Source organism: Amycolatopsis orientalis DSM 43388 (assembly GCF_000411975.1).
GTDB classification, from domain to species: domain Bacteria; phylum Actinomycetota; class Actinomycetes; order Mycobacteriales; family Pseudonocardiaceae; genus Amycolatopsis; species Amycolatopsis orientalis_D.
Genome location: NZ_ASXG01000022.1, coordinates 1 through 14,835 on the forward strand (window position 1 = coordinate 1; position 14,835 = coordinate 14,835).

Annotated in this window: 10 protein-coding genes and 2 tRNA genes; 6 read left to right on the top strand and 6 right to left on the bottom strand. The window is 70.0% G+C overall.

Annotation, left to right across the window (positions count from 1 at the left end):
* Positions 1-373: TetR/AcrR family transcriptional regulator C-terminal domain-containing protein (locus L942_RS03585; RefSeq protein ID WP_037354858.1), on the top strand; the 373-nt coding region annotated here is incomplete at its 5' end.
* A 34-nt stretch (positions 374-407) separates the two neighbouring features.
* On the opposite strand, the gene L942_RS03590 is transcribed toward L942_RS03585, so the two are convergent.
* The gene (locus tag L942_RS03590; RefSeq protein ID WP_037354861.1) at positions 408-2,225 is read right to left on the bottom strand and encodes an NAD(P)/FAD-dependent oxidoreductase; all 1,818 of its coding nucleotides are present in this window, start codon (positions 2,223-2,225) and stop codon (positions 408-410) included.
* A gap of 167 nt (positions 2,226-2,392) precedes the next feature.
* On the opposite strand from L942_RS03590, the gene L942_RS03595 reads away from it, so the two are divergent.
* From L942_RS03595 to L942_RS03605, 3 genes are all read left to right on the top strand, one after another.
* Complete coding sequence (locus L942_RS03595) at positions 2,393-3,583, top strand: transcriptional regulator (protein ID WP_440201292.1); 1,191 nt, start codon at positions 2,393-2,395, stop codon at positions 3,581-3,583.
* Between the two features lie 84 nt (positions 3,584-3,667).
* A tRNA-Val gene (locus L942_RS03600) sits at positions 3,668-3,739 on the top strand.
* Between the two features lie 34 nt (positions 3,740-3,773).
* Positions 3,774-3,845: transfer RNA gene (locus tag L942_RS03605), tRNA-Val, on the top strand.
* 551 nt (positions 3,846-4,396) lie between these two features.
* On the opposite strand, the gene L942_RS03610 is transcribed toward L942_RS03605, so the two are convergent.
* The 5 genes from L942_RS03610 to L942_RS03630 are packed head-to-tail and all read right to left on the bottom strand — an operon-like array spanning position 4,397 to position 10,919.
* A complete protein-coding gene (locus tag L942_RS03610) occupies positions 4,397-4,939 on the bottom strand; it encodes a hypothetical protein (RefSeq protein ID WP_051165688.1) in 543 nt (180 codons plus the stop codon).
* Positions 4,940-4,957: 18 nt separating this feature from the next.
* A complete protein-coding gene (locus tag L942_RS03615; protein ID WP_200862691.1) occupies positions 4,958-5,557 on the bottom strand; it encodes a hypothetical protein in 600 nt (199 codons plus the stop codon).
* Positions 5,554-10,038, bottom strand: a complete 4,485-nt coding sequence (locus L942_RS03620) for a DUF6531 domain-containing protein (protein ID WP_051165689.1) — start codon at positions 10,036-10,038, stop codon at positions 5,554-5,556. Before L942_RS03620 ends, L942_RS03615 begins: the two co-directional genes overlap by 4 nt.
* On the bottom strand, positions 10,035-10,367 hold the full coding sequence (locus L942_RS03625) for a type VII secretion target (protein WP_037354865.1): 333 nt from the start codon (positions 10,365-10,367) through the stop codon (positions 10,035-10,037). Before L942_RS03625 ends, L942_RS03620 begins: the two co-directional genes overlap by 4 nt.
* Positions 10,368-10,382: 15 nt before the next feature.
* On the bottom strand, positions 10,383-10,919 hold the full coding sequence (locus tag L942_RS03630; protein ID WP_037354867.1) for a YbaB/EbfC family nucleoid-associated protein: 537 nt from the start codon (positions 10,917-10,919) through the stop codon (positions 10,383-10,385).
* A gap of 288 nt (positions 10,920-11,207) precedes the next feature.
* Between L942_RS03630 and L942_RS03635 the strand changes: the two genes are divergently transcribed.
* On the top strand, positions 11,208-13,343 hold the full coding sequence (locus tag L942_RS03635; RefSeq protein ID WP_037354909.1) for a phosphocholine-specific phospholipase C: 2,136 nt from the start codon (positions 11,208-11,210) through the stop codon (positions 13,341-13,343).
* 98 nt (positions 13,344-13,441) lie between these two features.
* Positions 13,442-14,833 (top strand): MocR-like pyridoxine biosynthesis transcription factor PdxR, encoded by a 1,392-nt coding sequence (gene pdxR, locus L942_RS03640; protein ID WP_037354870.1) that lies wholly within the window; start codon positions 13,442-13,444, stop codon positions 14,831-14,833.
* Positions 14,834-14,835: the final 2 nt, after the last annotated feature.

The window sequence follows — 14,835 nt, forward strand, 5'->3', positions numbered from 1 at the left end:
GCGGGCGGTGCGGGCGCATCCGCACGCCCTCCCGCTGGTCCTGACCCGCCGCAGCCTCGACCGGACGACGCTCCGTCCGGCCGAAGCGCTCGTGCAAGCGCTTGCCCGCGGCGGACGGACCGGCGCCGAGCTGCTGGTCGCGTTCCGGACCGTGCTGGCCTTCGTCACCGGCTTCGCGCAAGCCGAACTGGCCGGTCCGCTGTCGCGCGACCCGAACGTCACCGAGACCACCGACCGGCTGGCGGCCTTGCCCCAGGACCAGTTCGCCGGAATGGCCGAAATCGCCAAGGCGGCCGCGGCAAGCGATCCGGAAACCGAGTTCGCCGAGGGGATGCGCGTCGTCCTGCTTGGGCTGCAAGGGAAAACCCGGTGACCGCCGAAGCGGCCACCGGGTTTTCCCGCGATCCTCAAGACAGGTGATGGACTTCTTGCAGCCCGTACACCGGCGTGTCCAGCCCCTCGAACCGCGCCTTCAGCTGCAGCGCCAGGTACAGCGAGTAATGCCGCGACTGGTGCAGATTCCCGCCGTGGAACCACAATCCCTCCTGCTGGGTGGGCTTCCACATGTTGCGCTGCTCGCCCTCCCACGGGCCCGGGTCCTTCGTTGTTTCCGAGCCGAGACCCCAGCATTTGCCGACCTTGTCCGCGGTCTCCTGCCCGACCAGGTCGGCGACCCAGCCGTTCATCGAGCCGTAGCCGGTCGCGTACACGACCACGTCGGCTTCCAGTTCGGTGCCGTCTTCGAGCACCACCGAGTTCGCGGTCAGGTGGTCGACCTGGCCGTGCGCGAGCTTGATGCTGCCGTTCGCGACGAGTTCCGACGCGCCCACGTCGATGTAGTAGCCGGAACCGCGGCGCAGGTACTTCATGAACAGGCCGGAACCGTCGTCGCCCCAGTCGTGCTTGAAGCCCGCCGCCTCGAGCCGGGCGTAGAAGTCCGCGTCGCGCTCGCGGATGGCTTCGTACACCGGGATCTGGAACTGCGGCATGATCCGGTACGGGATCGACGCGAAGATCAGGTCGGCCTTCTCGGTGGTGACGCCCGCGGCCACCGCGCGCTCCGAGTACAGGTCGCCGAGGCCCAGGTCCATCAGCGAATCCGACTTCACGATGTGCGTGGACGAACGCTGCACCATGGTCACGTCCGCGCCGTGCTCCCACAGCGCCGCGCAGATGTCGTGCGCCGAGTTGTTCGACCCGACGACGACCGCCTTCTTGCCCGCGTACGCGTCCGGACCGGGGTGCTGCGACGAGTGGTGCTGGTCGCCCTGGAATTCGTCCATGCCGGGGAACGACGGCAGATTCGGCTTGCCGGACATGCCGGTGGCGAACACGACGTGCCGCGGCGTGAGGACCACCTGCTCGCCGTCGCGGTCCACCGTGACGTGCCACTGCTTCGCGTCGTCGTCCCACGCCGCGGAGGTGACCGTCGAACGCGTCCAGTACGGCACCTCCATCAGGCGCGTGTACATCTCGAGCCAGTCGGCGATCTTGTCCTTCGGCGCGAACACCGGCCAGTTCTCCGGGAACGGCAGATACGGCAGGTGGTCGTACCAGACCGGGTCGTGCAGGCACAGGTTCTTGTACCGCTTGCGCCACGAGTCGCCGGGCCGGTCGTTGCGCTCGACCACCAGCGAGGGCACGCCGAGCTGGCGCAGCCGGGCGCCGAGCGCGATCCCGCCCTGTCCGCCGCCGATCACGACGACGTAGGGCTGCTGCTCGTAGCCGAGCGTCTCCTGCTCCTCGGCGCGCTTCTCCGCCCACGACCGGCGGCCGCGGACCACGCCGTGCTCGACGCCCTTGGGCCGCCGTTCGCGCTGCGACTCCTCGAAGCCCTTCAGCTCGCGCAGGCTGGTGAGCAGCGTCCACGCGCCTTCGTCGTTCAGCCGCAGATGCCCTTTCGCGCGTCCGACGGCGGTCTCGAACTCGATCCACGCCTCGGTGACGCCGTCGGCTTCGGTGGCCGGTTCGGCAGTGCGGAACCCGCTCGGATCGGTCGTCTCCAGGCAGCCGCCGAGCAGGCCGGCGATCCCGTCGCGGCCCTCGACCGTCTTGATGTTCCAGGTGAAGGAAACCAAGTCGCGCCAATAGGAATCGACGGCGAACAACCCCGCGGCGGCCTCGATGTCGCGGGCGGCCAGCGCGGCCTCGAACCGGGCCAGCCAGTCCTCGACCCGGGCCTGCGGCGTGCCCGCCTGCGCGATCCGGTCGACCGTCTGTGTCATGGCTGCTCCTCCATCTGCTCGCGGTACCAGCGTCGTCGGTGGTGTAGCGCCGATCACACTCCCCGGCGCGGGCGCGCGGCAAGGGTTGCAGCGAGTTGCACGCGCCGAGGCATGACAACATCGGCGCAGGTCACCTATGCTGGTCCGCTGACGCGATGGTGCGGGAGGTGACTGTGGTGGTGCACAGTGCGGTGCCTCCGGGCCGCAGCCTGCCCACCTACGCCCGCGACCTGGTCCGGATGCACGAGGCGGTCATCGGCGGCAGCCGTCCCGCGGTCCCGCCGCGTCCGCTCGTCTCGCGCTCCTGGTCCCGCGTGCTGAGCCTCGGCCTCACCGCCGACGGCATGAACGCCCGCGATTCGGTCCCCGGCGACGAGGTCGAACGCCGCCGGCACGACTCCCCGCTGCGGCACGTCATCGAGGACCTCCGCCAGGTCGTCGGCGCGACGTCCGATTCGGCGCACATGCTCCTGGTAGTCACCGACGCCGACGGCATCATCCTGTGGCGCGAAGGCTCGTCCGCCGTCCGGCGCAAGGCGGACACGCTGGGCTTCATCGAAGGCTCCGAGTGGACCGAATCCCGCGTCGGCACGAACGCGATCGGCACCGCGCTGGCCGAAGCCGCGCCCATCGAACTGCTCGCCGGCGAGCACTTCGAGCAGAACCAGCACCCGTGGTACTGCACCGCCTCGCCGATCCACGACCCGCGCACCGGCGAACTGCTCGGCGTCATCGACGTCAGCGGTCCGGCGCTGACCCTGCACCCGGCGATCGGCGCCCTGGTCGAAACGGGCAAGCGACTGGCCGAATCGCAACTGTGGCGCACCCACCGCCAACGCCTCGAACGACTGCGCCAAATGGCTGAACCTGTCCTCTCCGCCGGCCCCGCCCTGGTCGTCGACGAGGACGGCTGGGTGGCGCACAGCGTCGGCGTCTCCGCGGGCGAACGCATCGCCGCCCCCAGGGCCGGCCAGGTAATCGCCGTCCCCGGCCTGGGCGCCTGCCTCCCCGAACCCATCGCCGACGGCTGGCTGGTCCGCCCCGCCAGCACCGCCCGCACCGTCCGGCTCGACCTCGACCTCACCCCGGCTCCCCTGCTCAGCTTCCAAGCCGGCGACACCGGCTGGCGCCGTCCCCTCACCAAACGGCACGCCGAAATCCTGGTCCGCCTCCACAAAGCCGGCCGCGACGGCCTCTCCGCGGTCGCGCTCAGCCACGCACTCTACGGAGACGCCGAACACCTGGTAACCGTCCGCGCCGAAGTCTCCCGCCTGCGCCGCCTGCTGGGCGCCATCGTCGACACCCGCCCCTACCGCCTGGCCGAAGGCGTCCGCATGACTGTCCACGCAGGACAGTAACCAGCCCGGCCCGCCAAACCGGCCCCCCAGTGCGGGCGGTGCCGAGGCGTCCGCTAATGTTTACGACACGTTGCACAGCAGCAAGCGCGATTAGCTCAGCGGGAGAGCGCTTCCCTGACACGGAAGAGGTCACTGGTTCAATCCCAGTATCGCGCACTCCAGTCCACCCCAGGCTGGTGCGTTGCACAACGGGCGATTAGCTCAGGGGGAGAGCGCTTCGTTCACACCGAAGAGGTCACTGGTTCGATCCCAGTATCGCCCACTCGACTCGAGGCGAGCTATGCCCGCACAAAGCGCGGGCCTGCTCGTCTCGTCGTGTTTTCTGGGGGTGCAACCCCCAGGCCCCGCCCGGTGGGGCTTCGCCCCCCGGACCCCCCGTCCCGTGTGGTCCGGTTTTGGGAGTTGGTGCCGGTCGGTGTTGGGGGCGGTGGCTGCGCGTTCCGGACCGGAGTGGCCGTAATGCCCAGAGGATTCAGCAGTTCAAGGGGCATCGATCCGCCGGGAAAGCTGATCTTGACTGCCTTGGCTGGATGCCTAGCCGGGGCATGCTGCCGTGGATCTGCGGGCACAGCCGAAGGCGCTTCTTCGGCTTCCGAGAGTGAACCTCGGCGTACCACGAATGCTCAGTCGCTGATCGCATCGCGCCGAGGAACGCGTGCTCGCCGGTGACACCGGCCGCAGTCTGAGTCCATGACCGGCCAGGCCGCGCGCCTGGTGATCTGTTCCCCAGCGAATCGGCGGGCCAGTTCGTCTCGTCGTCCCGCACCCGCTCGGAGGAGCGGGCTGTTCGTCCTCGGCTTTGTTCAGGGCGGATCAGGGCGTTGCGGGGTTTCGGGGGATTGTGCGGTTCCGGGCGGTGTTTCTGATCTTCTGGGTGCGGCCGTGCTCGCCGAGCAGTGCCAGGACCTGCGGAGAAGACGCGAAATCGGCCAGCCGCCGCTGCATCCAGTCGCTGGCCGCGGCGAGGTCGGCGGCGCTCGGGGCCTGGCCGTTTTCGGTGGCCAGCCACAGTTCCCAGTCCAGCACTCGCTGCCGGACGAACTCGCGGTCCTTGGGCGCGAGCTGGTCCGCCTCGGCGACGATCCCCGCCGCCGGTCGCCGAAACTCCGCCGGGTCCGTTGTCGTCCCTGCGAGGTGGTCGACCAGTTCCACCACTGCGGTCTTGGCCGTCAGCGGTTCCGGGTCCCGCACCAGCACAGCCGCCAACCGCCGAGGATCCGGCGCAACGGTCGCCGCGATGACGCGCCGGTAAGCGGCGGACCGGACGTGTTCGTCCGCGACCGCGGCGTCGAAGTCGACGTCGGTGAGCCCGACGGCGTCGAACAGCGCGGCCAGAGCGGCTCGCAATATTGTCACCGAACGCCTTTCGGCGGGTCAGAAGCTCCAGGGGTCCGGGTGCGGGACCCGCGACGGGTCTTCCGACCAGATCAGCCGCGCTTCCACATCCGGGGCGGCGAGCTTCCGCAACCGGTCGGCGGCCCATTCGTTCCAATACAGCTTGGTCGACTGCGGCACGCGGAAAACCGGGAGATGCCAGGGCACCGCGTCCGGGCGGAATACCGACTGCCGGATCACGCCGTCCCATTCCGGCTCGGACGATTCGCTGGTGTCCAGGCAGTCGACGACCTGCTCGACGAGAAACAGGAACCAGTCCTCGCTCTCCTTGCCGTCAATGGTGAGCGGCAGCAGGCTTCCGGAAGCCTCGAAGTCGGCGCGGAACTCGTCGGCGACGCGGCGGCCGACGATCGGGGCCTCGTCCGCGCCCGGCGAGAACTCGACCGGCCGCCAGTCCGGCTCGCCGACCCACTCCGCGACGATCCCGCGCGGGTAATCGTCCGGCGAGCCGGAAAGCATCCAGCGGACGACCTTCGTCAGCTCGCCGCCGATGGTCAGGGCGCGGTACTCCCCGCGGGCTTCGCTCACGCTCGGCAGCAGCCGGCACACGGCCCGGCCACGTGGGATCTCGGCCATCACGCGGTCCAGTATGCCCCAGGCCCCGGCACCCCGCTGGAAAGCTCGCCCAGCACGGCTTTTCCGATGCCGCGCAACTCGTTCCGCAGCAGCCCGCCGATCGCGGTCTGGCTGAGCCCGCGCGCCTGTCCCTGGGCGACGACGCCCTGCAGCCGGTTGTAGACCTTTTCGTGGAATCCCCCGCGATGCGTGTAATTGTGCGGCGTCGGATGCCCGAGCGGAATCCCGTTCGCCGGGTCGTTGATGTCGACCTTGTGCGCGTCGAGCAGATCCCGGCTTTTCGCGCCCCACGCCCACTGGTTCTTGCTGCCGCCGGACGGGACGATGTGCGCGGCCGCCTCGCCCGGTGCGGGAGCGCGTCCCTCGGCCGCCATGTTGTCGCGCAGGATCGCGGCGTTCTGCTTGCACGTCAGCAAGCCGAGATAGTCCAGCCACGCCATCGGGTTGACCGCGTACGAACGCTGGTTCGGACCGCCGGCGAGACCGAGCGGATCGGCGCTGGTGTACTCCGCGGTCGCCGGGTCGTAATGCCGGAAGTAGTTGTAGTGCAAGCCGGTTTCGGGATCGAAGTACTGCCCGGGGAACCGCAGCGGGGTCTCGGCGGTCGAGTCCGGAGCCCGGCTGGTGATGCCCCACACGGTGCGCCGCGCGTGCCAGGCGACGGCGCCGCTTTCGTCGACCAGTTCGGTCGGAGTGCCGAGCAGGTCGGTCACGATCGCGAAAAACCGTTCGTCCACCACGTGTTGCGGAGCGTCGGCCATCGTCCGGCGTTCGACCTGGCTCACCGGCCGCACGCCGTCGCGGTCCCAGGTCGTGGTCAGCACGTCCGGACGGTCGGCCGCCCGGGTGGTCTGTTCGACGAGATGCACGCCGTCCCAAGCGAAAACGGTTTCCTCGGCCACGTGCACGCCGTCCGGGGCGAGGCGTTCCTTGGCGATCCGCCGGCCGAGCGGGTCGTGCCGATAGCGCCATCTGGTCCCGTCCGGGGTCGTCACGCCGGTCAGCCGGTCGTCGCCGTCCCAGGTGTAGCGCCAGATCCGCCGTTGCCCGGACAGCGTGCGGCTCGACCGTTCGACGATCCGGCCTTGGGCGTCGTGCCGGTAATGGATGGCGCCGCTGCGGCGAAGAACGACGCCGGCGTATTCGCGGCCGCCTTGTGCGGCCGGATCCTGATCCGGCCACTCGGCATTGCTGACGTTGCCGAATTCGTTGTACGCGTAGCGTTCCGTCCATCCGGCGCCGTGCACCGCGGTGACGCGTCCCCAGCGGTCGAGGTCGTACTGCCGAGAGCCGGCGAGCTGGTCCTGGATGCCGGTGACGACGCTGTCCGCGCGGTAGTGATACGTGCGCCGCTGCCGCGACCGGGCGAAGGCGTCGGTCACCTGCTGTCCGGCGAGCCGATGGTTCGCGTCCCAGCTCTGGTTCACCATCGCGCCGCCGCTGAGCTGGCGGCGGACCTCGCGACCGGCCGCGTCGTAGCTGAGCCGGACCGTGTGGCCGTCGGTGCGGACCACTGCCGGCTGGTCGTTCCCGTTGTACTCGCAGCCGGTCCGCACCCCGGCCGGAGTCACCCGCAGGATCCGCCTGCCCAGCAAGTCGTACACCGATTCGACGGCACGTCCGTTGCACGTTTCCCGCAGCACCCGGCCGAGCGGGTCGCGTTCGATTGCCAATTCGGCGTCCGGCCCGGATGCCCGCAGCAACTGGTCGGCCGCATCGAATTCGTACGTCGTCGCCTGCCCGCCGACGCGTTTCTCGATGACGTTTCCCCGGGCGTCGTGGCGGAACGTCATGACTTCGCCCGCCCCGTTGGTCCGGGCGATCAGCTGGCGGGCCGGATCGTACGCATACGACAGCGTCCGGCCGCCGAAATCGGTTTCCGAAACGAGGTTTCCCGCGGGGTCGTAGGCGTAGCGCCACACCCGGCCCTGCGGATTGACGACCGACACCAGCCGCATTTCGGTGTCGTACTCGAATTCCAGCCGGGATCCGTCGACGTCGATTTTCGCGGACGGCGAGTCGAAATACGTGAACTCGGTGCGGATCGTCTGCCCGAGGGCGTCGACATAGGCGATTTCGTTGCCTTCGCCGTCGTACCGCCATTGTTCGGTGGTCCCGTCCGGCTGGGTACAGGAAAGCAGCTTGCCCTCGACGGTCCAGGAGAACCGGGTGACCCCGCCGAGCGGATCGACGACCGCGCTGATCCGGCCGAAGACGTCCCGCGCGTAGCGGGTCGTGGCACCGAGGAAATCGGTGACCGCGACCGGGAGGCCCGCCGCGTCGGTCTCGACGCGCCTGGTCTGGCCGAGCGCGTTGGTCAGCCCGGCCGGATGCCCGCGGTGGTCGAAGTGGTACCGGGTGACCGCGCCCGCCGGGTCGGTGACCGCGACGAGATTGCCGCGTTCGTCGTACTCGTTGCGCCACACCGCCCCGTCCGGTCCGGTGAGCACCGCGGGCTGGCCGGCGCGGTCGTACTCGGCGGTCGTGGTGCGGCCGTCCGGATCGGTGACCGCGAGCAGCCTGCCGTCCTCGTCGTAGCGGTACCGGGTCGTCCGCCCGAGCGGATCGGTGCGCGAAAGCAGCCGGTCGTAGCGGTCCCGCTCGGTCACGACCGCGTGGCCCAGCGGATCGACCGCGCGGACGAGCTGCCAGGCGTCGTTGAAGTGGTACGTCGTGACGTGGCCCAGCGAATCGGTGTAGGTCGTCGTCCGACCCGCCGAGTCGTAGTCGATGGTGCAGGCGAGCGCGCCGCCGGAGCCTTCGGTGCGGACGCACCGGCCGAGTTCGTCGAAAACGTAGCCGTACCACCGGTCGTTGCGGTCGATCCACTTGACCACGCGACCCTGGCTGTCGTATTCGAACCGGGTCGGCAGACCGGAGGAGTTCCGGATTTCGACCAGCCGGCCCGCGTCGTCGTAGCGATAGCGCACCAGATCGATCGCGGCCCCGGTGTCCGGGCTGAGCAAGCGAAGCCCGGTCACCAGCCCGTTCCCGCTGTCCACCGCGATCCGGTACCCGCCGGAATGCCGGAGCAGCGTCGGGACGCCGTTCTCGTCTCGGTCGACCTCGATCCGGTTGCCGTTGCGGTCGGCGATCGCCGCGAGCGGCAGCACGGTGATCGCGCCGGCTTGGTGCGCGGCGGTGAAACGCAGCGTGCGGCGAAGTTCCGGGCAGCTGATCGCGTAGCCGCCGTCCGGCGTGCGCGCCAGCGGCCACCGCGCGCCTTCCTCCGGCAGCACCGGCGAACCGTCCTCGGGCGGAACCGGATACGCCAGCAGCACGCCGTCCGGTGCGGCGTACCAGATCCGCGTGCCGTCCGACTCGAGCCGCTCGTCCAGCGTGGAGGCCCACGAGCGGCCGAAGAACCGGCCTGCCCGGTACGACGAGATGTGTGCCCTGGTCACCACGAGCGGCAGCACGCCGGGCAGTTCCACATCGGTCTGCACCATCAGCATGTCGCCGGTGGCGAGGTCGATCGGGTCGCCTCCCTCGCACTTCCCGTCGTTGGACCGGCCGTCCTTGCGCGGATCGCCGTTCTCGTGCAGGGAGCCGTCGCCGTCCGGATTCCCGGTGCGCGCCTCGCTCGGCGAGGTCGTCCCGTCCGGTGCGGTGCCGGGATCGTCGGCGTGGGCAGCCTGTGTCCCGTCGCCGCCGGGTTCCTTGCCGTGCGGCGAGGTGTGCGGATCCTCGGCGGACGACACGTGGGTCGCGTCGCCGCCTTCGCCGGGGCGGCCGTGCAACTCGCCCAGCACCTTCTTGATCAACGCGAAGATCTCCTCGAGCTTCGACATCAACGGCCGCAGCTTCTCGACCGAGTTGATCAGCTTCTTGATCAGCGCGCCGATCTTCTCCAGCCACGCCGACACCTGCTCGACGACCTGCGCCACCACGACCGGCGTGCCCAGCCCGAGCGAGCACACCTCCTCCAGCGCGTCCTGGACGAAATCGCCGACCGCCTGGGTGATCATGTCCCGGACCAGGCAGCGCACCGCCGCCGTGATCACGCCGACGACCTCCACCACCGTGCTGATCGTGTTCGCGCAGGTCGCGGCCGCGTTGATGTGATCGATCTTCTTCCCGATGCTGGCCCGGTACGCGTCGGCCGCCGCGCCCTTCCAGTTCGCGGTGTCCTGCTGCACGGTGGCGGCCAGGTCCTTCGCCGCCTGCTCGGTCGCCTTGCCGATGTTCTTCCAGGTTTCCGAATACGCCGCGATCTGGTCGCCGTCGCCGGCCAGCTGGTTCAGCGCGTCCTGCAACGGCTTCACATGCTCGATCAGCCAGTTCAGCCCGTAGGAGATCAGCGTGCCGACCGGGTTCATCGCGATGGTCAGCATGTCCAGGCCGGTGCCGAGAGCGGCGATCCCGCCCTCGATCCACGAACCCGACTGCACCCCGTCGTACACGCCCGCGGCGTCGTCGAGGACGTTGATCCCGCTGTGCCAGGTCGTCGAGTCCTGCCGCTGCGCCACCAACGGGTTGTTCACGAGAGCTTCTTCCCGAGACCGTCCATAGTCTGCGTGTGGTGCTGCTCCGCGTTCTGATACGTCGTCACGGCCTGGTTCACCGACTGGGCCACCTGCCCCATCGCCTGCTGCGCCAACGCCAGCGTCGCCAGCCCGGGCGCGCTCACCGCGAGCACGATCGGCACGAACAACGGACCGGTGATCATGCCGTACGCCTGCACCCCCACCGTCACCTGCTCCGCCGCGGACAACGCCTGCCCCAGCGTCTTGCCGACCTGCTCCACCGCTTTCGCGTGCTTCGCCAGCTCGTCCGGATGCACCTCGTAGCCGCCGGAACCCTCACCTGCCATCGGATCCCCCCGGTTTCATCCCCGTGTCAGGAACGACTGGCCAAAGCCATCGTCGCCGTCGTCTTCGTCCGAGCCGCCCGGCGGACGACGCGCCGGCGGCGGCTTCGGAGCGGGTTCCTCCTCGAGAGCGCCGAGATTCCGGACATGCCGGCTCTCGGCCGGCTCCGCTTCCTCCGGCTCCGGCTCGGGAAACTTCGCCCGGTAGTTGCCGACGATCGTGTCCACCGTCTGCCGGTCGTCGCCGATCGTCTCCGCCATGACCTCGCCGAGCCGGTCCGGCAACCGCGACTGCGCCCGCCGCAACGTCGTCAGAACCGCGGCGGCCACCTGCTCGCCGGACAGCTCCCGGACCCGATCAGCGATCCGCAGATCAGTCACGTTCCCCGCCGAGTCCACCGTGACCGTGACCAGCCCGTCCTTGCCCGTCTCGGTCACCGAGACCTGCCCGACCGCCGCCTGCATCGCCTGGTACCGCTCGGCTTTCCGCTTCGCCCGCGCCACCATCTGATCCACCCGCGCCACCGCGTCCCCGCCGGACAGCGGATCGCTCATCCCGGTCACTCCGTTCCCCCGTTTTCCGAACCCGTCGAGGAAACCACCGGCGTTCGAGGCGAACGGCGGGGACCGCGCAAGTTAGCTCGAACGGCCGAGGCGTTCCCGGCCGGAAAACAGCGGGTTAACCGGTTTGCCCGAATCCGGGATCACGGCCACGGCGGCGCGAGTATTCACCCGCACGCCAGATCCGGGACATCCGGCTCGGCAATGCTCTGCTCCGGGCGAGCGGCGGCCGGTGACTCCGGGCGACCGCTGTCTCGCCGCGAGCACATGGAGGACGCGAACATGGCGGGTACGAGTCGCCGGAATTTTCTCGGCATGGCGGGCGCTTCGCTCGCCGGAGCGGCGGCCGGAGGGCTGCTGCCGGGGTCGATCGGGAAGGCGCTCGCGGTCGAACCGGCCCGCCGGTCGGGGACCATCGAGGACGTCGAGCACGTCGTCGTGCTCATGCAGGAGAACCGGTCCTTCGACCACTACTTCGGCACTATGCGCGGCGTGCGCGGTTACGGCGATCCCCGTCCGCACCTGCTCCCCAACGGGCGGCCGGTTTTCTACCAGCCGCCAGCCAAGGTGCGGACCGCCGGCTACAAGAGCCGCGGCCTGCCCGACGACGCCGAGTACGTCCTGCCGTTTCCGCTCGACGCGTTGCGCACCAGCGAGCACATCGCCGGCACCCACCACGGCTGGGGCAGCGGCGAACCGCTGTGGAACGGCGGGCGCTACGACGGCTGGGTGAACGAAAAGCAGGACGTGTTCACCATGACGTATCAGCAGCGCTCCGAACTGCCGTACCACTACGCGCTCGCCGAAGCGTTCACCATCTGCGACGCCTACCACTGCTCCGTCCCCGCCGACACCGCGCCGAACCGGATCCTGTTGTGGTCCGGCACGATCGACACGCAGAACCGCCTCGGCAGCAAGCAGAACGGGCCCGGCCTCTGGGAACGGCCGGGCACCAACGGCTACACCTGGACGACCTACCCCGAACGGCTGCAGCGCGCCGGCGTCAGCTGGAAGCTCTACCAGGGCGGCAGCGGCATCCCCGGCGAGCCGACGGACAACTACACCGACAACTCCCTCGAGTTCTTCGCGAACTACCACGCGAAGGAAGGCGCGTCCGGTCCGCTGGTCGAGCAGGGCGTTTCGACGCACACGCTCAAGGAGTTCCGCGCGGACGTGCAGTCCGGGAAGCTGCCGCAGGTCACCTGGATCGTCCCGCCGTACAAGTACAGCGAGCACGCGGCCGCGTCCGCCAGCGATGGCGCGTACTACCTGAACCTCGTCCTCGACGCGCTCGTTTCCAACCCCGACGTGTGGAGCAAGACCGTCTTCTTCATCAACTACGACGAGAACGACGGCCTGTTCGACCACGTCGTCCCGCCGATGCCGCCGCTGGTCAACCGGCCCGGCACGGACGGGCTGGTCTCGCGCTCGCTCGCGGCGAGCCTGCCCGACGAGACCCTCGACTTCGACCAGCTCCCGAAGGGCACCGGCGGCGGGCCGACCGGCGTCGCGCTGACCGGGAAACACCCCGCCGGGCTCGGCTCCCGCGTGCCGATGCTCGTCGTGTCGCCGTGGTCGCGCGGCGGCTGGGTCTGCTCGGAAACCTTCGACCACACCTCGGTGCTGCGCTTCCTCGAAGCCCGGTTCGGCGTGGCCGAGCCGAACATCAGCGCGTGGCGCCGTTCCGTCTGCGGCGACCTCACCTCGGCGTTCGACTTCTCCCGCCCGCAGACCAAACCCGTCGTCACCCCGACGCCGGCTCCGCTGCCGAGCAAGAACCAGCCGTTCTCGGTGAAGCTGCCGCAGACCATGCCGCAGCAGGAACCGGGCGTCCGCCCCGCGCGAGCGCTGCCCTACCGGTTCACCACCGCCCTCGCCGGAAAGCGCGACGGCCGCTCGGTTTCGGTGCAGTTCACCAACGACGGCACCGCGGGCGCGTACTTCTACGTCTACGCGCACGGCGATTCTCCCCGCCGCTACACGGTCGCCGCGCACGACAGCATCAGCGACACCTGGGAAGGCGCTCCGGGAACCGACGAACACGGCAACTACGACCTGCGCGTCACTGGCGCGAACGGCTACCTCGCGCAGTTCACCGGCACCACTGCGGACGCGACCGAACCCGAGGTTTCGGTGTCCACCACCAACTACGGGACCCCGTTGCTGACGCTGACCATCACGAATCCCGGCCGGCAGCGCCGGAAACTGAAGCTGCGCAACGACTACAGCCGCAGTGCCGCCCGGACGATCGCGCTCGGTCCGGGCGAGACCCAGCGGGTGGCGTGCGAAACGGCGTCCTCGTTCGGCTGGTTCGACATCTCGCTGACCGACCCGGCCGCGCCGGGTTACCTGCGCCGGTTCGCCGGGCACAACGAGACCGGCCGCCCGAGCTTCAGCGACCCCGGTCCGCGCCGCTGACTCCGCGACGATGCACGCGGAACCGTCCGGCCGGGCGGTTCCGCGTGCCGGACGCGCTGCTTTCCTGAATCCGCCCGGCCAAGGCTAAAGTCCGGCGCATGAAGCGCGCATCGGCGACCGACGGGCTCGACCTCTACCTGCCCGTGTCCACGACCCGCCCCGCGCACGCGCTCGAAACGGCACTTCGCGCCGCGGTCGTCGACGGCCGTCTTCCGGTCGGCGCCCGGCTGCCCGCCTCGCGCGCACTCGCCGCCGATCTCGGCATCGCCCGCAGCACCGTCTCCGAGGTCTACTCGCGGCTCGCCGCCGAAGGCTGGCTGGAAAGCCGCGTCGGGGCCGGAACGTGGATCGCCGGCTTCCCGCGGCACTCGCCACCGGCTGCCGCACCACGACCAGCGCCGCCCGAGTACGAATTGCGCGGCGGCCTCGCCGACGCGGGCGATTTCCCGCGCAGCCAATGGAGCGCGCAAACCCGGCGAGCGCTTTCCGAAATGCCGGTCTCGACCTTCGCCTACGCGCCGCCCGAAGGCGCCATCGAACTTCGCGACACCCTCGCCGGTTACCTCGCCCGGACTCGCGGCGTAGCGGTCACCGCGGTGAACGTCCTGGTCGGCAGTGGGTTCGGCGACCTGCTTTCGTTGACCTGCCGCGCCATTCGCGCCCGCGGCGGCAAGCGGATCGCCGTCGAAGAGTACGGGCACGAACGGCATCGGCGCATCATCGCCGAGTCCGGATTGGACATTGTCCCGGTCCGCGTCGACGCGGAAGGAGCCGACCTCACCGGCGCCGAAGCCGACGCCGCTTTCCTCACTCCCGCCCACCAATTCCCGACCGGAGTGCCGCTCTCCCCGGAACGCCGCCGGGCCGCCGTCGAATGGGCGAACGCGCACGAAGCGTTGCTTCTGGAAGACGACTACGACGGCGAGTTCCGCTACGACCGCCGCAGCATCGGCGCCCTCCAAGCCCTTGCCCCGGACCGAGTCGTCTACCTGGGCACCTCAAGCAAAGCACTCGCCCCAGCCGTCGGCGTCGCCTGGGCCGTGACCCCGCCCGGCCTCCTCCCCGAACTGCTCCGGCAACGGAGCCTCAGCGGCGTCACCCCGAGCGGCCTGCACCAGCAAGTGCTCGCCCGGTTCCTCGATTCCCACGAGTACGACCGAGCCGTCCGCCGACGCCGGGCCACCTTCCGGACGCGCCGCGAACTGTTCGCCCAGCTCCTCGCCGAGCGCACTCCAGACCTGCGGCCCGGCGGTCTCGCCGCGGGTCTGCAATGCCTGGTCGAGCTCCCGGACGCCGCCGCCGAAGAACGCGCACTCGCCGCCGCGCGCCAGTTCGGCGTCGCCCTCGAAGGCCTCTCCGGCTACCGCGCTCCCGGCGGCAACCCGGACCGGGCCGGAGTCGTCGTCGGCTACGGCGCGGTGTCGTCGGCCCGCGCCGCCCGTGCGCTCGCTTTGGCCGCCGACGCGCTGGCAAATGGACTGAGTTACTAGTG